Genomic DNA, 16,456 nt, shown 5'->3' with positions numbered 1-16,456 from the left:
CCCTAGGAGACCCCGGTCAGCGCCCGTGCGGTCGCCTCGCCGGAAACGGTGACGGTGTTGGAGAAGCCGAAGAGGCCGAGCATGGCCCGGTCGTAGGTGACCGAGACCCGTACCCGGATGAGGGTTTCGCCGTCGACCACCGGGAAGTTGACCGTATGGCCGCTGGCCCCGGCGGCCGCGAGGTAGTCCCGGACGGCGCGGCGGGCCTGGCGCTGGTCGATCCGCTTGGGGCCGCCCTCGATCGCGGTCGCCCGGTCGATGGCCTGGCCGCCCGCGCGGGCCGCCTCGGCGGCCAGGTTCTCGGCGCGTTGCAGCGTCCGGAGCTGCCCAGCGCCGTCGAAAGCCATGCCGATGACGGCGAGTACGCCGACCATGGCGACGGCGAGGAAGATGCTCACCCGCCCGGCGTCGCCGCCCCCGGCCTTCATCCCCGACTCCGGTAGCGGTCCAGCGGCGAGGTGAACGACGCGGAGATCCGGTTTCCGTCCTTCATCGTCAGCGCGGGCAGTTTGATGTCGGCGTAGGAGACGACGCAGGCGATCTCGACGGTGACTGTGGCGTCCTGCCCGACCTGGCTGCTGAAGGCCCGGTTCAAGGTGGTGGACCGGCCGTCGACCGAGCCACGGAAGGTCACCGCCGGGGTGCCGGAGCAGGACACGCCCCGCCAGTCGAGCTGTTCGCGGGCCGCTTGACGGGCCTCTCGGCGGGCGGTGGGGGCGTCCCGGGAGATCGAGGCGGCCCGGGCCGCGTCGTGCGCGGCGGCCTCCAACGCCTCGGTGGCGACCGCGGTACGCCCGGCGACGCCGGCCAGCACCATCATCGCCACGAAGGCCGGCGCCAGCACCGCGACCTCGATCGAGACCGAGCCTCGGCTCATGGTGCGGTCCACCGTTCCACCGTTCCGTGTGCCGTCTGTCGGACGGAGAAGCTGACACCCGGCACGACCGAGAGGGACCGGCCGGTCACCGTACAGGTCACGTCGGTGGCCGTGGCGACGCAGCTCGGGCCCGGCTCGTCCCAGTCGACCAGCCAGTCACCGGCGGCCTGGAGGAACTCGGCGGCGCGGTCCTCGCCGGCACCCGTCGGGGCCTGGTGCAGCCGCTGGGCGTTGACTCCGCTCTGCGCAGCGTTCAGCGCGGTGGACCGGGCGACGAACACGACGGCGACCTGGATCGAGGCGAAGAGCATCACCAGGATCGTCGGTAGTGTCACCGCCAGCTCGACCGGATTGCCGCCCCGCTCCCCGCTACCGGCCAGCCGCAGGTGCCGGATGGCGGCGGCCATCCGGCACCAGCCGGTGGAGAGTGTGGGCAGCATCGGTCAGTCGGCCACGGGGTCCTGGTGGGTCGGGATGTTGTCCATCCAGTCGTTGGCCGCGCCGAGCGCGGCGGCGGTCACCGCCATCGCCACCGCCACCAGGCCGAAGATGATCACAGCGGTCGGTACGGGGCTGTCGCCGCGATCGCCGCGCAGCTCGGCAAACCGCACGCGCAGCGCAACGTGCACTCTGGTCAGTCGCGCCATCGGCGCGCCGTGCAGGTGGGTCAGGACGGACATCGGGGGTGCTCCTTCACTCGGGGTCGGCCTAGAGGCGGGCCAGGAACGGATAGATGGCGAAGCCGAGCAGGACGAAGACCAGCAGCGCCCCGGGGATGTCCAGCCGGCTGGTCACTCCCTCGGCGCGGGCCAGGTTGTCGGTGCGGATCTGGTCGCGCAGCGAGTCGGCCCGGCTGCGCAGCGTCTCGTGTACCTGCGCGCCCTCGCTTCCAGAGGAGCGCATGATCGCGCCCACGTCACCCAGCTCCGGGATGCCGATCCGGTCGGCGAGATCGCGCAACTCGTCCCACGGGGAGTGCATCTGCATCTGGGCCATCCGCAGCGCCTCCGAGATCCGGTCAAAGACCCAGCCCTCGCAGACGGCCGCCGCCCGCTCCAGCGACTGCACCGGGCCGTGCGCCGCGGACAGCTGGAGCGCGACGAGGTCCAGGTAGGTGCAGACCGCCTGGCGGAACTCGTCCCGCGCGGAGTCGGCCCTGGTCAGCACCGCCCGGTGGGCAACCAGCGCGCAGAGCAGCGCCAGGCCGACGCTGCCGAGGACCGGCACGGCCAGCGGCATCGAGATGCCGACGGCGAGGAGCGTGACGCTGAGCAGGGCCGGTGCGGACAGCCCGATCAGGGCCGACAGCAGCAGGGAGAGCGCGTACTGCTCGGGCGTGCGGTCGAGTAGGGCCAGTTGCCGATGCGGTGGGCGTAGCCAGCGGGCCAGCTCGGTGAGCCACTCCAGGCCCCTGTTCGCTGGACCGGTCTGGGCGGCTCCGGGCGGCTGGTGCAGCCGGCGCAACGCCGGGCCGAGCGCCGGCGTCGCCGGTACCAGCTCGCGGACCACCAGGAACACGCCCAGCCCGACCGCGGCTCCGGCGACGACGGCGAGAGTCAGATGCAGGTTCACGCCACCACCTCACCGTGATCGGGTGCGGGCAGGAACCGGGCCGGCCGGGGCGGCTGGCTCATCGAGCGCACCCAGGCCAGCAGGCCCACGAAGGCGGCGCCGAGCACCGCCATCACCAGCTGACCGAACGGCGTGGCGTACGGCTGGACGTACTCGCGGTTGAGTAGCCCGTACGCGATCGTCGCCAGCGTCATCCCGGTGAGGAAGCGGACCGCGAACCTGGGTTGGGTGCGCTTGGCCTCGATCTCCCGCCGGGTGGCCACCTCGGCCGCGGCGGCCGAAGCGATGGAGCCCAGTACGTCGCCGAGCCGTTCACCCCGGTCGCTGAGGTGGAGGATGAGTGCCGCGACCACCTGGTCGCAGACCGGGTCGCCGATCTCGTCGGCAAAGGCCAGCAGGGCGGGGCGGGCCAACCAGCCGGCCTGGAGCCGGGCGGCGAGCAGGCGTACCTCCTCCTGGATCTCCTCCGGCGCGGTGACGACCGTGCCGATGATCGCCTGCTGAAGCCCCTGGCCGGTGGCGGAGACGTCCTTGAGTCGGCGGGTCCACTCGCCGACCGCCTCGATTCGGGCGATCGCCCGCTGCTCGGCCCGGCCCACCGAGAACAGCCACGGGGTGCCGGGCACCGCCACCGCCACCAGTAGCCCGACCACGGGCAGACCGGTCAGCAGGAACGCCAGCGCGCCGGCGACCACCGCGCCGAGTAGCAGCGCCTGGTGTGCCCGCCGCTCGCGCTCGGTGCTGCCGGAGCCGTGCCAGAGCCGCCCGATCCCGGGGCCGGCACCGGGTGCCGGGCCGGGCGGGCGGCGGGTGCCGAGCAGCGCGACGATCGCCAGTACCACACCGGCCGCGCAGGCCGCCCCGGAGACCACGGCGATCAGCTCGATGTTCGTACCCATCGCCTCCTCACCGCCGACCGAGGCGGGTCTGCCGGGGTCGACGCCAGGCACCCTGGCCGGCTTCGATCCACCGGCTCAGCAGCCGGGCGTCGTAGCCCACCCGCAACAGCTGGTCCCGGACCCGTTCGGGCAGGTGCCGGGGCACCGCCCGGCCGTCCGGCCCGGGGCCGAACACCTGCGTGGTGGTGATCCGGCTGCTCTCGCCGATGCCCAGCACCTCCTCGACGTGCGAGACGAAGCGGTGCTTGCGCCCACCGATGCCGGTCTCGTCGTCGACGGTGACGTAGACGATGAGGTCGAGTGCGTTGCCGGCCATCCGGCGGGCCTGGTCGACCGTCATCTCCCGGCCGTGCGCCAGCGCCAACTCGATGATCCGCTCGTTCACCCCGGCCGGCGTACGCGCGTGGATCGTGCACATCGATCCGCGGCTGGTGGTCATCGCCTGGAGCATCGGCACGATCTCCCGGGAGCGGACCTCACCGACGATGATCCGCAGTACGCCCATCCGCAGCGAGACCGGGATCAGGTCGGCGATGCTCACCTCGCCGGCCGGGCGGCCGTCCGGCCCACGTTCGCCGTGCCCCTCCCGGGACTCGAAGCTCATCACGGCCCGGTGCCGGTCGCTCCGGCGGGCCGGCAGCAGCTCGCGGCTCTCCTCCAGCAGCACGTACGGCTCGTCGGGCGGGATCTCGCTCATCAGTGCCCGGATCACGGTGGTCTTACCGGCACCGGCCAGTCCGGCGACCATGATGTTCAGCCCGGCCCGCATGGACGCCCGGAGGAAGTCGCGCAGCAGGGGGTCGACCATCTCGTCGAGGTCGCCTCGGGCGCCGGCCAGGTCGTCCAGGGTCACCTCAAGCGTGTTGTGCTTGCGGATCACCGCGTACGGGCGGTGGCTGACCAGGAACACCGCGGCCAGCCGGCTACCGTCGGGCAGTTGCAGGTCGAGGGTGGGTTTCGAGGTGGACAGGGAGCGTTCCGTCGCGCCGGCCCGGCGGGCCGCCGCCTGGAGAATCTCCACCAGCTCGTCGTCGCTGTCGGCGATCGGTTCGGCCCAGTCGACGCCGCCGCCGTGCCGGGTGATGCGTACCTGGTCGCAGCCGAGGATGTGCACCTCCTCGATGGTGCCGTCGACGAGCAGCGTCTGGAGCCGCCCGAGGCCGGCCAACTCGGCGGTGACCTGGTCGAGCAGCACGCGTTCCTCGCCGGCGGCCATCGGCGTGCCGGCCCGGCGTACCGAGTCGGCGTACTCCGCGACCATCTCCACCGCGAGCCGGGCCCGCTCGATGTCCTCCTCGTCGACGCTGAACTCCCGGCCACGCTGCCAGCGGGTCAGCCGCTCGCTGAGCTGCCGGCGAAGCTCGCGGACCACCTGGAAGTCCACCCGGGGCCGTGGCGGTGGTGCCGGTGCCGGTGGCGTCGCCACCTCGGGTACGGGTGCCGGCGCGGGATGGTGCCGGCCGTTGGTGGGCGGCAACGGTGGTGCCGTGGAGGTGGCTCCGTTCGGTTGCCGACGGGGGTCGGACGAGACTGCTTCAAATCGCATCCGACACCTCCGGCGCGACCGGCCACGCCAGCCGTGCCCGGCGGCGCTCCAGCAGCGTTCCGACCGGCACCTCCAGCCCACGGGCCGCGCGCAGCAACGGCCGTCCGGCCCGCACGGTGCCGCCGAGGCTGAGCACCCCGGCGGTACGCGAGTCATGCGGCAGCCGGCCGATCACCGGTGTCCGGAGCGCCTTGCTGATCTCGCTCTTGCCGTGGCCGTCGCCGACCAGCAGCAGTCGTAGCGTGCCCGGCGGCACCCGATGCTCGGCGAAGTCGCGTTCGATGCTCCGGAGCATGGCCCGGGTGCCGGAGAGGTCGGGCAGTTGTGCCCGGGTCACCACCAGCACCACCGAGGCGGCGCGCAGCAGCGGCCAGGGTGGGCCGAGGACCTGGAGACGGCCACAGTCGACGATCACGTCGTACGGCGGGTCGCCGCGTTCCAGGCCGGTGAAGAAGTCGGCGAACCGCTGCCAGAGTGGGGTGACGCTGCCAGCCTGGGCCGGGTCGATCACGCCGGGCAGCAGCAGCCGCTCGCGTCTGGGTGCGTCCAGGTCGACCAGCTGCGACCAGAAGGCGCTTTCCAGGTTGCCGTCGCGCAGCTCGCCGACGGCCAGTTCGCCGATGCCCCGCGGGCCGTCCAGCGCGCCGCCGAGGTAGCCGGCGAGGACCGAGCCGCCCGCCGGGTCGCACTCGGCGAGGATCAGGCGCCGGTGCCAGCTCATCGCGCAGGCCAGCGCGGTGGTGGTGACGCCGGGCGAGCCCTTGGCCGAAACCAGGGCGACGATCGCCATACTCAGGCCGCCCTGGTCAGCACGACCGCGATCCGGTCCTGGGCGGCCAGCGCCACCACGGCCGGTACGTCGCGGACGGCCAGCGCCAGGTAGACCACGACCTCGTCCCGGCCGTCGGTGGAGACGGCGTCGGTGACGGTCGCGGTGAACCGGGTGGCGCCGGAGGCGGGCCCGCTGTCGTCGTTGCTCGGGGTGCTGACCAGCAGCACCTCGTCGCCGGGACGCAGCTTCGGCGCCGGCACCTGAGCCGCGCGCAGCCCGAGGGCGAGCTGCTGCTGCCCGGGGCCGAGCAGCGGGTCGTTGGTGAGCTGGGCCATGGTCAGCAGTGTTCCGGGGGCGAGCGCGACGGCGGCCCGCATGCCGACCACGTCGGCCAGTCGGCCGGCCGGCACCGGGGCGAGCCCCTGACCACCGGCCACCTGTACCGACACCAGGTCGTCGGCGCGTACCACGCTGCCGACCTCGACCGCGTGGGCGACCGCCAGGTAGCTGCCGGTCGCCCGGACCGAGGTGACCGCGAACGCGGAACCGAGCCCACCCAGGGCGATCAGCAGGACGGCGAGGCCGAGCAGTCCGGGACGTACCCGGCGCTGCCGCACCACCCGGGGCGGGGCGACCGGTGCGTCCACCGAAGGGTTTGCGTCACGGGTCGCCACACTCATCGGTTCTCACCTTTCGTTCCCGACTGCGGGACTCGCCGGAGCGACTCACTCCTCGCGCTCATCGGGTCACCACCTGAAGTTCGTCGATCTGGATTTCGACGGTGCCGGTGGTGCGGGTGACCCCCGGGATGTCGCCGCTCTGGCCACCGGTGCCGGTCCAGGTGACGGACCAGTGCGTGGTCGCCTGCACCCGGTACGTCCCGGCCTGCGGGTAGCCGTTGGGGTAGCCGCAGTCCGGCGAGGGCCGGCCGGCGTGCCGCCCTCCGGGGTTGTACGGGGTGCCGGGCCCGGTGCAGGTGACCATGTCGCCGTTGCCCATGTCCCAGACCGCCCGGTCGACCTCGGCCCGGATCGTGACGGTCAGGCCTCGATCCGAGGCGGAGGCGCTCAGTGGGCCGAAGTAGTTCTCGCCCTGACTGGCCCACATCCAGACCGGCAGGCCGACCAGCCCGGGGCCGACGGATTTGCGGGGCGCGACCGCGGCGCGGGGCGCCAACAGGGTGATCGAGGCGAATGCCCGGCGGGCCAACTCCTCGGGGTCGGGCGGGGCGCCGAAGCCGGGCGGCGGCGCGTCCAGCAGCATGGTCCGGCTGTCGCCGAGGGCGCCGTCGACGCAACTGCGTACGTACCACTGTTGGCCCTCGGGCGCCTCCGGCTGGGGCTCGGCGAGCTTGTAGTAGCAGCCGTTGTCGTTGTTGAACCAGCCGAGTACGTCGTCGTAGCAGGGCAGAGTGCGGCCGTTCCACTGGCAGCCACCGCCGCCGCCCCCACCGTTGTCGCCGCCACCGTTGTCCCCGCCGCCGTTGTCGCCACCACCGGGGGTGCCCGGGTCGTCGTCCCACACGTTGCAGTTCGGCTGAGCCGGTGGGCATTCGGCGCCGGGGTCGGCGGCCGTCGCCGGCACCGCTCCGGTGGTCGCCAGCAGCACCGCCAGGGTGCCGCCGAGCAGTGCCCGCCGCGCGGTACGGGCACCCCGCCGGCCGTCCGGGCGGTGCCGCGTCGCGGCCCGGGTCAGCACGGCTGGTCCTGGTGGGCCGCGCCCGTGCTGATCAGCCAGCGGCCGTCGGGATAGCGGGTGGCGGTGGCGGTGGCGAGGTGGCGGGAGCCGCGGGTGCCAGGCACCACCTTCTCGTCGTCGAGATAGACCAGCCGGTAGCCGCTGGCGTCGACGCAGTCCTGAATCTCCACCGTGGGCGGCTCGGCGTCCAGGTCCACCGAGACCACGGTGGGGTCCTCGGATCGCAGGGTGCCAGTACTGACCGCGCCGTGCTCGCGGGCCTGACGAAGGTTCAGCCGGACCCGGGTCAGCAGTGGGTCGGCGAGGAACCGGGTCAGCTCGGGCTCCTGCGGGTCGCTGCGCCGGCTCGCCGAGCGGGACGCCGTGAGGTAACCGGCGTAGGCCGCCAGGGCCGCCTTCTCCGCCGCCTCGTCGGCGGCCCGATGGGCGCCGACGGGTCTGCTCCGTTCGGTCCCGACAGGGGTGGACGCCTCCTGCGTACCGCCGCAGGCGGTGGTCGTGCCGACCGTGGCCACCGCGACCAGACCGGCCGTCCAGCGGCTCAGCTGCCGTGCTCGCACCCTCGTGCCCTCCTCGGTGCCGACCCGGCGACCGCCGTCACCGGCGTTTCCGGGCGTGCGGCAGCACGACCGGAAGACGATCTCCGGTCCTCTCCAACACGCGGCCGCATTTACCTCGATGGATCATCTACAAATGCACTGCCCTGGTTGGTCGTGGGCCGTGGACGTGGGTTGCGTCACATCCAAGGGGCGAGCATAGGCTGACGACGGCAAATGCAACAGAGGCAATCCAACCGAATACTCTGAGTTATGAACGGTGGTGGCGCCGGATGGTTACCGGAGGGTTGCGGGGGTCGATCGGCAGGGGGTGGCGGCCGGTGGGGTGCCGGTGGCCTAGCGGCCAGGGTCGGCGCCGGTTGGGCATTGGAGCGGGCGGCCGTGATGAGGTGGGAAATGGCAATCGGTCCGATCCGTCCCCCCGGAAAAGGGTGCCAATCGGGCGTCAATTGCATTCTATGGGAATTGCGTCTACCTGTTCGGTCCATCCCGGCTGGTGCCGTCTGGACAGGACGGCGGCTTCCGGGCAACATTCGGTCCACCACCCGAAACGACCGGACAGACTACCGTCCGTGTTGGCGACAGGCGAGGGGCAGCCGGCGTGAGCCGACCCGACCTCCCGCATTCGGTGCGGGACCTCGCCGAGGCCGGCCACCCGTCACCGGAGATCGCCCCGCCGACCCGTCGACCGTGGCACCGTGCCGTGACCCTGCTGACGCTCACCCCGCTGCTGCGGTACGCCGTCGCCCGGCACGCCGTACCCCCGGGAACCGACCGCCGGACCGGCTGCGACGCCTGCGGCGCACCGATCGGCCCCGACCGGCCGTGGCCGGCGTTGGGCCCGACCGCACGCTGCGCCGGATGCGGCGCCCGGGTCGGCGCACCGCCGGCCTCCGTCGAACTGGTCGCCATGGCGGCCCTGGCCGCGCTGCTGCTGGCCCGTCCGCCCGGCGTCGAACTGGTCGTCGCCGCCTGGTGGTTGGTCTTCGCGGTGCCGCTGATCTTCGTCGATTTCGCCGTGCACCGGCTGCCCGACCGGCTCACCTGGCCCGCCGCCGCCGGCACCTGGCTGCTGCTCGGTGGCGCCGCGCTCGCCGGCGCCGGACCGGCACCGTGGCTGCGCGCCACGGCGGCCGGTGTCGGGCTGGCGCTCTTCTTCGCCGCGAGCACGCTGCTGCTCGGCGCGCGGGGCTTCGGCATCGGCGACGCCAAGCTCGCGCTGAGCGCCGGTACCCTGCTCGGCTGGTACGGCTGGAGCGTGTCCGTGCTCGGATTGGTGCTCGCGCTGACGCTGTCCGGAGTGGTCGCCCTGGGCCTGCTGCTCAGCGGTCGAGCCCGCTGGTCGAGCCACCTGCCGTTCGGGCCCTACCTGGTCCTCGGCGCCATCGGCGCGTTGCTGCTGGTGTGGTGAGCCGGTCGGCGGGGAAATGTCAGCCCGCAGGGACGTCTTAGTCTTCTGGAGGCGCTGTGCATCCCACCCCCGATCGGCCGGCCCGGCAGCCCGACGAGCGCTGGCGGATCCGGCGGACCCGGGACGACCTGGACCGGCTCGGCGAGACCGAGTCGATCTTCGCGTTGAGCAACGGCTGGCTGGGCTGGCGCGGCACCCTCGACGAGGGCGCGCCGTGCGAGATGCCCGGCAGCTACCTCAACGGGTTGCACGAACGGCGCGAGCTGACCTACGGGTTGCACCTCGCCTCCCTGGGCGGGGAGTGGCTGGCCCTGGTGCAGGGCTTCGGCGGCCTGCGCGACGATCGGGAGCTGCTGTCCTTCGACCCCCGGCTGCCCCGCCGGATCGACCGGCTGGCGTTCAGTCTGCGCTGGCACGGCCATCGGCTGCTGGTCATGCTGACCGCCGACGAGGTCCGCTACGAGCTACCGGACGCCGCACCCGGCGCCGCCATGGAGCTGTGGCACCACGGCGAGCGGGTGCGGGTGACCGCCGGTGGCCCGGTGGGACGGCCGATGCCCACCCTGCCCGCCTTAGGCGACGAGCCGCCCTCGCCGCCCGGCCGCCGCCCCACCCGTCGCTGAGGGGAAGGAGGGGCCCCTTGTTAACGCCTGGGGTAGAGCAGGGGCCCCCTTTTAACAAAGATCACGCCGCCTCGTCGGCGGTGCTGCGGCGCACCGGGTTCACACCGGTCGGTGAGGTGTCACTCGACGGCCGACCCGGGCCGCGGTACGCGCTCACGCTGGTCGCCGAGGACTGAGCCGCCGGACATCCGCTGCCGCACGGACTCCAGCTCCTCGAAGGCGTACGCCCAGTTGTGGCATTTGAAGCTGCGTAGTCCCTCGATCGGCGAGCGGCAGTCGGCGCAGCGCACTCCGGGGATCGCGTCGGGCAGGCCGGTGTTGACGTACCGGCGGTCGCCGAGGATCACCGTGGCGATCGTCATCGGGTCGTGTACGCCCTTCAGCGCCGAGGCGACGATGTCGTACCAGGTGATCCGGCGACCGCACTTCGGGCAGTCCGGCTGGTCGCCGCTGACCCACAGGGGTGCGCCGATGGTGCGCGACGGCATGCCCAGCAGCTTCTCGATCCGCCGTACGTCGGGCGCCGGTGTCGTCCAGCGGTGCCGGCCGGGTAGCGAGGCGGGTGAGTCGTAGACGGCTTGGAACAGGGTGGAGTCGACCTCGACGGTCTCGCGTTCGCTGGTCATCGGCGTCCTTCCCGGCTTCTCGGTGCCCCCACCGTGGTCACCGGCGGGTTGCGGGCACAACCGGATCAACGACATGGCAGGGCCGCCGGCCCCGGGTCAGGCGTAACTCCGGCGTGGCGCGCGTCCTGGCCGGGGCCGGCGGGGACGTCACGAGGGTGACGGGACAGCGGTCGGCGTGGCCTGCGGGGTCCCGGCGAGCGCCGGGCTGCGTACCCCAAAGATGATCAGGTAGCCGAGGATCCACAACTCGCCCACGGTGGCGGGGACCACCAGCAGGTCGACGACCACGCCGGCGCTCGGGGCGAGGTACCCGAGGAAGGCGCTGAGCACGTAGCCGGGGCCGCCGACGAGGAGGATCCAGCCGAGGGCGCGGGGCAGCCAGCCCGACCGGAGCACGCACCAGCCCATCGGTACGAGCCAGAGGCCGAAGAACAGCCCGCCCACCTGCCACAGATTCTCGCTGACGAGGTAGAGGAGCTGGACGGTGTCGGCCGGGTCGCCGTGCCGGCCGGTCGCCACCTCGACGGCGGTCCCGAGCATGGCGGCGCTGCCCAGGATCGCGACGGCGTTGACGATGCCGAAGGCGGCGATGCTGCCGGCGGCGATGCTGTCGATGGTGCGGAACAGACGGTAGAACCACACGGCGGTGAGCGTCTGGGCCAGCACCACGAGCAGTTCGAGGGCGACCCCGACGCGCGCGAGCGTCTCGTGGGCCACCAGGTTGGCGGTGGTCGCGCCGGCGTCACCGGCTACGAAGAGCATCGAACGGATGGTGAGGAAGCCCAGTGCGCCGGCGATGCCGAGCCCGAGGTAGAACAGCCCGGTCGTTCGGGCGGTGCGGATCAGGGGATGCATTTTCGCTCCTTCGGTCACGTCAGTCTTGGCCGACGCTCCACCCATCGATGGGCATAGTGTCGCCTTACGTCGTAAGGCCAACCATACGTTGTAAGGTCAAGGGGATGGTGAGTCGAATGGGCGCGAAGAAGCCGCGGGAGCCGCTCAGTCGTGATCGGGCGCTGGCCGCCGCGATCGGCCTGGTGGACGCGGAGGGGATGTCGGCGCTGACGATGCGCCGGCTCGCCGCCGAGCTTGGCGTCGAGGCGATGTCGCTCTACCACCACCTGCCCGGCAAGGAAGGCCTGCTCGACGGCCTCGTCGACGCCGTCGTCGCCGAGGTCGCGGCGGCCGGCGACCTGGCCGAGGCGGGCGTGGCCGGCGGAGACTGGCGTAGCCGTCTGCGGCTGCGTTTCCTCGCCGCTCGTGCGGTCATGCTGCGGCACCCGTGGGCACCCGCGCTGCTCAGCTCCCGCCAGACCATCCCCGCCGACGTGTACGGGTACTACGAGGGCATCCTCGCCGCCCTGATCGACGGCGGATTCTCGTACCGGATCGCGCACCAAGCCCTGCACGCGTTCGGCAGCCTGGCGCTCGGCTTCGCCCAGGAGGTCTTCCGGCCGGCGTCGGCGGGCGGGGAGGACGACGTCGAGGCGGCCGAGGCGCAGTTGGCCGCAGTGGCCGAGCGGCTGCCCCATCTGGCCTCGATGGTGGCTGCCGAGATGCACGACGCCGAGGACCCGACGCTGGGCTGGTGCGACGGCCAGGTCGAGTTCGAGTTCACCCTCGACCTGCTCTTCGACGGCCTCGAACGCGCACGGGAGTGACGATACTGCTTGCATATTGCAACCAAGATGCCTACGGTCTTGGCTACTGCTTGTGAGACGCAGACGGTTGAGCGGTCGAGAAGACGGAGGAGCGGCATGGGGCGGGTCCTGCTGAACATGAGCGTCTCCCTCGATGGCTTCGCGGCCGGGCCTGACATCAGCGCCGAACACCCGATGGGCCGAGGCGGTGAACGGCTGCACGAGTGGCTGTTCCCGGACGACGCCGACCGGGCGGTCGCTGCCGATGGCATCCGGCCGGCGTCGACGCCGAGCAGGCACGGGAACTGCATGTGAGCACGGGTGCCGCGGTGATCGGCAAGCGGATGTTCGACATCGGCGTAGATCTGTGGCAGGACACGCCCTACCCGGCGCCGACCTTTGTGGTCACCCACAACCCCCGCGAGCCGCTGGCCATGCACAGTGCCGCCTTCACCTTCGTCACCGGCGGCATCGGGGAGGCGCTCCGGCAGGCGCGTCGCGCGGCAGGTGACCGCAACGTCCTGGTGATGGGCGGCCCGACGATCGCGCAGCAGTACCTGCGGGCCGGGCTGGTGGACGAGATCCGGCTCCAACTCGTCCCGGTGCTGCTCGGGGCCGGCACCAGACTCTTCGCCCACCTCGGCACCGACCACGTCGAGCTCGAACGGACCCTGGTGCTTGAGCCGTCGCACGTCGTCCATCTACGGTTCGAGCTGTCGGCGGGCCGGCCTGTGCGGGAGATCCAGGGCTGAGATCGGCCGTTCGGACCGCCATGATTCGCCGTTCGGACCTCGACAGTCCCGCGTTGTTGTTGGCGACCGTGTGGCATTCAGATCGCTTTCCAGTATTTCGCCCTGCCGGCGGGGTGAAACCGGCCGATTCGCCGCCAGGGTGCACCGATCAGGGAATTCCTCGACCTAATACTCCCGAATCAGTCGAAGTGCCGGCGCATCGACACGACTAGGGTCGTACGTCGACGCGGTGACCGGTTTGATCGCTTGCTGCAACGCATCCCCCCTGCTAGAGTGGCGCTTCGGGAGCGCTCCCATGAAACATTGCCGTAATCGAATCCGTTCACATGAGAACGTGGTTCGAAATATCTAATCCCTATCAGTGGAAACGAATACGAATCCGGGGACGGCGTGGGTCATCACTCGCACACGAATGTCGAGCTGGCCGAGGAGATCTTCCGTGAGCACTACCGGCGGCTGGAGTCCGCCTCGGTCGCGTTGACCGGCAATGCTCCGGTGCTCAGCCAATTGCGGCGCAACGTCCACGCGATCGTCACCGACGTGACGGAACAGCTCGATCTGCCGGCGTCGTCCGCCCAGCCCGTCGGCGACATCGACGAGGTGGTCGACGACGCACTGCTGTCCACCGAGATCGGCGTGGACCGGGCGCTGCGCAACATCCATCCGATCGAGTCGCTCCGCGCCGCCGCGCTGCTCTTCGAGGTCGCGCTCCCGATCATCCTGCGCCGGCACGCCATCACCGATCCGGCGCGGGTTGCCGCCGTCAGCCTCTCCCTGCACGATGCCATCGCCCGGCGGGTGTCGCTCTCCTCGCTGGCCTACGTCAACTACCTCATCGAGAAGTTGCAGGCTTCGCGCCGCGAGGAGCGCCGCCGGATCGCCCGCGACCTGCACGACCGGCTGGGCCACTCGATCGGCCTCGCCCTGCAGAACCTCGACCTCTCCCGGCACTACGGCACGCAGGAACCGCAGCGGGCCGCCGTCAAGGTCGACGCGGCGATGGACGACATGCGCGAGGCGATGCGGACCGTGCAGGAGTTGACCGCGGAGCTGCGCCGCTCGTTCGGCGCGGACGGCATCGAGCCGGCCCTGCGCGGCTACCTTTCGTCCAGCGTGCCGGTCACCATCCGGACCGGGCTCACCGTCACCGGAGACGTCAAGGTCATTCCCCGCGAGGTGGGCGAGGAGCTTTACCTCATCCTGCGGGAGGCCGCCCGCAACGCGGTGCGGCACGGCGAGGCCACCGACCTGCGCGTCACGATCGTCGCCACTGAGGAGGCGATCAACGCCGAGGTGGTCGACGACGGCCGTGGGTTCGACCTGATCACCGCCCAGAACGCGGGTTTCGGACTGCGATCCATGGCGGAGCGCGCCGACCTGCTCAACGGCCGGCTCACCATCAACTCCGCACCCGGCAGCGGCACGATCGTCGCGGTCGAGGTGCCGTTGTACGGCACGGAAGGATGAAGCGCCCCGGCCCCATCCGGGTGGTGCTGGTCGACGACCACACCCTGTTCCGGGAGGGCCTCAAGGAGGTCCTCGGCACCGCCTCGGACATCGAGATCGTCGGTGCGGGCGGCAGCGGCCCGGAGGCGGTCGAACTGGCCGCCGAGTACGAGCCGGACGTGCTGCTGCTCGACGTGGAGATGCCCGGAGCGGGGGTGACGGCGACGATTCGGCAGGTCCTCGGGCAGCGGTCGGACATCCAGATCATCGTGCTCACCATGCACGACGACGCCGAGCTGGTGCGCGAGGTGCTCGAGGCGGGGGCCAGCGCGTACCTGCTGAAGACGATCCTGCGGGACGAACTGCTGGCGGCGGTCCGGTCGGTCCGCTCGTCGGCGAACATCCTGCTGGCGGTCTCGCGGAGCACCGTCGAGCAGCTCGATCGGCGGCCACTCGGCTCGGGTGGACCGGTCGAGGCGCTGACACAGCGGGAACAGGAAGTCATGATCCTCGCGTCGGACGCGTTGAGCAACCAGCAAATCGCGTCCCGCCTGCACATTACCGAGGCCACCGTGAAACGGCATCTCACCAACGCGTACGCGAAACTCAACGCCGTCTCCCGGGTGGACGCCATCCGCAAGGCCGTGGCCCGCCGGATCATCCCCGACGGTCGCCGGCTCTCCCGCTGACTCAGATCGCGAGGCACTGGGCGATCGCGGTCAGGTGCACGGCGTACTGGGTCAGCATGAAAGCTCGGTAGGGCCGGCGTCGGCGGCTGCGGTTCCCGTCGCTGATCCGGGTCAGCACGCAGCAGCTCAGCAGGACCGCGCCGGTGAGTAGCAGTCCGGCCAGTGGCAGCAGGGTCGGTTCGGCCGCGCTGACCACGGCCAATCCGCCCGCGACGATCAGCGCGCCCAGAGCCAGCAGGATTCGCGCGGTGCGCTCGGGCAGCACGATCGGCAGGGTGTGCCGGCCGGCCAGCCGGTCGCCCGCCACGTCCGGCAGATCCTTGGTCATCCCGACCAGGCCCATCCAGAACGACAGCGCCACGGCCACCGCCAGCATCCGCGGATCCGGCACGCCACCCCCCGCCGCGTGCCAGCCGGCCAGATAGGTGACCAAACCGCCGGCCACCACCACGCCGACGAACCCCGACAGGCTGGCCTTCTGCGGGCGGGGGGCCGCCGAGTACAGCCAACCGAGTGCCAGCATGACGACCACCAGCATCGCGAAGCCGGCGGAGACCAGCGCGCCGAGGGCCACCGCCGCCACGCTCAGGGCCGTCGCGATCGTACGGGCGGCGGAGGCCGGCAATGCGCCCGTGGCGACCGGCCGGCCGGAGCCGTTGCGCCGGTCCTCGGTGCGGTCGCAGAGGCCGTTGAGTAGGTAGACCTGCCAGGTGGCGCAGAGCCAGGCCAGCGCACCGAGGGTCAGGTCCCGCACCGCGGTGGCCTGTGACGGCGGGGCGGCCAGCAGCCCGCCGGTCAGGAAGCGGAGCTGGAAGACGACCTGCACCACCGGCCGGCTTTCCGAGAACGAGAGACCGACGATGCGCGAGAAGGATCCGATCGGTACGGGTTGCGTAATTGATGGACTCGACATCTCCGACCCCCAGATGGTGGCGCGAATTCGTTGAGTCTATTCTGGGTGTCGCAGGTGGCATTTGGCTCCGACAATAACGGGAGATCTGCCTGCTACTTTCGTCGTACACCTTCTTCCACCTTCCGTTCAGTAGTGCTCGACCTCTGGGTCTACCACTACTTTCGAGCGCGCCGAGTGTTTAGGGTGGTCCCGGGACGCAATTTTCTATTCGAGGGGGAGTGTGGCGGGGGAGATGACGGCTCTTCGAACTTAAGCGGGGTGCGTTGATCGGCCCGCCCCGAAGACCAGGGCTCGCAGCCCTTCGGTGATCATCTGAGTGTCTAGATCGGATGGTCACAAGTAAAGAGCTGCGAGCATGGTCAACGATACGACCCGGCTGCTGGGCCTGAACGGCCTGGTAGCCGATCGGGTCGAGCTGCACCCGGACGGTTCCCC

General features: G+C 71.4%; 21 protein-coding genes. 7 read left to right on the top strand and 14 right to left on the bottom strand.

What is annotated here, in order from left to right:
- Window positions 1-2: 2 nt before the first annotated feature.
- The 11 genes from ACFHWY_RS15650 to ACFHWY_RS15600 form a co-directional block, all read right to left on the bottom strand.
- Entirely contained in the window at window positions 3-428 is a 426-nt protein-coding gene (locus ACFHWY_RS15650; protein WP_416580922.1) for a pilus assembly protein TadG-related protein, read from the bottom strand.
- Complete coding sequence (locus ACFHWY_RS15645) at window positions 425-877, bottom strand: TadE/TadG family type IV pilus assembly protein (protein WP_416581018.1); 453 nt, start codon at window positions 875-877, stop codon at window positions 425-427. The genes ACFHWY_RS15650 and ACFHWY_RS15645 overlap by 4 nt, the downstream gene beginning before the upstream one ends.
- Entirely contained in the window at window positions 874-1,317 is a 444-nt protein-coding gene (locus ACFHWY_RS15640; protein ID WP_416580921.1) for a TadE/TadG family type IV pilus assembly protein, read from the bottom strand. The genes ACFHWY_RS15645 and ACFHWY_RS15640 overlap by 4 nt, the downstream gene beginning before the upstream one ends.
- Window positions 1,318-1,320: 3 nt before the next feature.
- Entirely contained in the window at window positions 1,321-1,524 is a 204-nt protein-coding gene (locus ACFHWY_RS15635) for a hypothetical protein (RefSeq protein WP_416581017.1), read from the bottom strand.
- A gap of 61 nt (window positions 1,525-1,585) precedes the next feature.
- Window positions 1,586-2,449, bottom strand: coding sequence for a type II secretion system F family protein (locus tag ACFHWY_RS15630; RefSeq protein ID WP_416580920.1), 864 nt, complete (start codon window positions 2,447-2,449; stop codon window positions 1,586-1,588).
- Entirely contained in the window at window positions 2,446-3,348 is a 903-nt protein-coding gene (locus ACFHWY_RS15625; protein ID WP_416580919.1) for a type II secretion system F family protein, read from the bottom strand. Before ACFHWY_RS15625 ends, ACFHWY_RS15630 begins: the two co-directional genes overlap by 4 nt.
- A 7-nt stretch (window positions 3,349-3,355) precedes the next feature.
- On the bottom strand, window positions 3,356-4,894 hold the full coding sequence (locus tag ACFHWY_RS15620; protein WP_416580918.1) for a CpaF family protein: 1,539 nt from the start codon (window positions 4,892-4,894) through the stop codon (window positions 3,356-3,358).
- Window positions 4,884-5,684, bottom strand: a complete 801-nt coding sequence (locus ACFHWY_RS15615) for a ParA family protein (protein WP_416580917.1) — start codon at window positions 5,682-5,684, stop codon at window positions 4,884-4,886. The genes ACFHWY_RS15620 and ACFHWY_RS15615 overlap by 11 nt, the downstream gene beginning before the upstream one ends.
- 2 nt (window positions 5,685-5,686) lie before the next feature.
- Complete coding sequence (locus ACFHWY_RS15610; RefSeq protein WP_416580916.1) at window positions 5,687-6,346, bottom strand: SAF domain-containing protein; 660 nt, start codon at window positions 6,344-6,346, stop codon at window positions 5,687-5,689.
- Between the two features lie 58 nt (window positions 6,347-6,404).
- Window positions 6,405-7,364: a hypothetical protein gene (locus ACFHWY_RS15605; RefSeq protein WP_416580915.1), complete on the bottom strand. Its 960-nt coding sequence runs from the start codon at window positions 7,362-7,364 to the stop codon at window positions 6,405-6,407.
- Complete coding sequence (locus ACFHWY_RS15600; RefSeq protein WP_416580914.1) at window positions 7,358-7,924, bottom strand: hypothetical protein; 567 nt, start codon at window positions 7,922-7,924, stop codon at window positions 7,358-7,360. Before ACFHWY_RS15600 ends, ACFHWY_RS15605 begins: the two co-directional genes overlap by 7 nt.
- Before the next feature lie 664 nt (window positions 7,925-8,588).
- Here ACFHWY_RS15600 and ACFHWY_RS15595 point away from each other — a divergent pair.
- On the top strand, window positions 8,589-9,332 hold the full coding sequence (locus tag ACFHWY_RS15595; RefSeq protein ID WP_416581016.1) for a prepilin peptidase: 744 nt from the start codon (window positions 8,589-8,591) through the stop codon (window positions 9,330-9,332).
- Window positions 9,333-9,388: 56 nt separating this feature from the next.
- Window positions 9,389-9,955: a glycosyl hydrolase family 65 protein gene (locus ACFHWY_RS15590; protein ID WP_416580913.1), complete on the top strand. Its 567-nt coding sequence runs from the start codon at window positions 9,389-9,391 to the stop codon at window positions 9,953-9,955.
- 119 nt (window positions 9,956-10,074) lie between these two features.
- On the opposite strand, the gene ACFHWY_RS15585 is transcribed toward ACFHWY_RS15590, so the two are convergent.
- Window positions 10,075-10,581, bottom strand: coding sequence for a hypothetical protein (locus ACFHWY_RS15585; RefSeq protein WP_416580912.1), 507 nt, complete (start codon window positions 10,579-10,581; stop codon window positions 10,075-10,077).
- Between the two features lie 147 nt (window positions 10,582-10,728).
- Window positions 10,729-11,436: a DUF4386 domain-containing protein gene (locus ACFHWY_RS15580; protein ID WP_416580911.1), complete on the bottom strand. Its 708-nt coding sequence runs from the start codon at window positions 11,434-11,436 to the stop codon at window positions 10,729-10,731.
- Between the two features lie 104 nt (window positions 11,437-11,540).
- Here ACFHWY_RS15580 and ACFHWY_RS15575 point away from each other — a divergent pair, with 104 nt between their 5' ends.
- From ACFHWY_RS15575 to ACFHWY_RS15555, 5 genes are all read left to right on the top strand, one after another.
- Window positions 11,541-12,242: a TetR/AcrR family transcriptional regulator gene (locus tag ACFHWY_RS15575; protein ID WP_416580910.1), complete on the top strand. Its 702-nt coding sequence runs from the start codon at window positions 11,541-11,543 to the stop codon at window positions 12,240-12,242.
- Between the two features lie 96 nt (window positions 12,243-12,338).
- Window positions 12,339-12,536, top strand: a complete 198-nt coding sequence (locus tag ACFHWY_RS15570) for a hypothetical protein (protein ID WP_416580909.1) — start codon at window positions 12,339-12,341, stop codon at window positions 12,534-12,536.
- A complete protein-coding gene (locus tag ACFHWY_RS15565) occupies window positions 12,533-12,973 on the top strand; it encodes a dihydrofolate reductase family protein (RefSeq protein WP_416580908.1) in 441 nt (146 codons plus the stop codon). Before ACFHWY_RS15570 ends, ACFHWY_RS15565 begins: the two co-directional genes overlap by 4 nt.
- 390 nt (window positions 12,974-13,363) lie before the next feature.
- A complete protein-coding gene (locus ACFHWY_RS15560; RefSeq protein ID WP_416580907.1) occupies window positions 13,364-14,440 on the top strand; it encodes a sensor histidine kinase in 1,077 nt (358 codons plus the stop codon).
- Window positions 14,437-15,108 (top strand): response regulator, encoded by a 672-nt coding sequence (locus ACFHWY_RS15555; protein ID WP_416580906.1) that lies wholly within the window; start codon window positions 14,437-14,439, stop codon window positions 15,106-15,108. The genes ACFHWY_RS15560 and ACFHWY_RS15555 overlap by 4 nt, the downstream gene beginning before the upstream one ends.
- A gap of 1 nt (window position 15,109) precedes the next feature.
- Here the strand turns inward: ACFHWY_RS15555 and ACFHWY_RS15550 are convergent, their stop codons facing one another.
- The gene (locus ACFHWY_RS15550) at window positions 15,110-16,021 is read right to left on the bottom strand and encodes a UbiA family prenyltransferase (RefSeq protein ID WP_416580905.1); all 912 of its coding nucleotides are present in this window, start codon (window positions 16,019-16,021) and stop codon (window positions 15,110-15,112) included.
- Window positions 16,022-16,456 lie beyond the last annotated feature (435 nt).

Source organism: Micromonospora sp. LOL_024 (assembly GCF_048060415.1).
Lineage (GTDB): Bacteria > Actinomycetota > Actinomycetes > Mycobacteriales > Micromonosporaceae > Micromonospora.
This window is presented reverse-complemented; position numbering and strand designations above follow the sequence as displayed.

Bases quoted from the DNA above. Each gene is read 5' to 3' on its own strand.
- ACFHWY_RS15650 (WP_416580922.1), bottom strand. From the start codon at position 428: ATGAAGGCCGGGGGCGGCGACGCCGGGCGGGTGAGCATCTTCCTCGCC.
- ACFHWY_RS15615 (WP_416580917.1), bottom strand. From the start codon at position 5,684: ATGGCGATCGTCGCCCTGGTTTCGGCCAAGGGCTCGCCCGGCGTCACC.
- ACFHWY_RS15620 (WP_416580918.1), bottom strand. From the start codon at position 4,894: ATGCGATTTGAAGCAGTCTCGTCCGACCCCCGTCGGCAACCGAACGGA.
- ACFHWY_RS15585 (WP_416580912.1), bottom strand. From the start codon at position 10,581: ATGACCAGCGAACGCGAGACCGTCGAGGTCGACTCCACCCTGTTCCAA.
- ACFHWY_RS15625 (WP_416580919.1), bottom strand. From the start codon at position 3,348: ATGGGTACGAACATCGAGCTGATCGCCGTGGTCTCCGGGGCGGCCTGC.
- ACFHWY_RS15610 (WP_416580916.1), bottom strand. From the start codon at position 6,346: ATGAGTGTGGCGACCCGTGACGCAAACCCTTCGGTGGACGCACCGGTC.
- ACFHWY_RS15640 (WP_416580921.1), bottom strand. From the start codon at position 1,317: ATGCTGCCCACACTCTCCACCGGCTGGTGCCGGATGGCCGCCGCCATC.
- ACFHWY_RS15555 (WP_416580906.1), top strand. From the start codon at position 14,437: ATGAAGCGCCCCGGCCCCATCCGGGTGGTGCTGGTCGACGACCACACC.
- ACFHWY_RS15580 (WP_416580911.1), bottom strand. From the start codon at position 11,436: ATGCATCCCCTGATCCGCACCGCCCGAACGACCGGGCTGTTCTACCTC.
- ACFHWY_RS15550 (WP_416580905.1), bottom strand. From the start codon at position 16,021: ATGTCGAGTCCATCAATTACGCAACCCGTACCGATCGGATCCTTCTCG.
- ACFHWY_RS15645 (WP_416581018.1), bottom strand. From the start codon at position 877: ATGAGCCGAGGCTCGGTCTCGATCGAGGTCGCGGTGCTGGCGCCGGCC.
- ACFHWY_RS15635 (WP_416581017.1), bottom strand. From the start codon at position 1,524: ATGGCGCGACTGACCAGAGTGCACGTTGCGCTGCGCGTGCGGTTTGCC.
- ACFHWY_RS15570 (WP_416580909.1), top strand. From the start codon at position 12,339: ATGGGGCGGGTCCTGCTGAACATGAGCGTCTCCCTCGATGGCTTCGCG.
- ACFHWY_RS15575 (WP_416580910.1), top strand. From the start codon at position 11,541: ATGGTGAGTCGAATGGGCGCGAAGAAGCCGCGGGAGCCGCTCAGTCGT.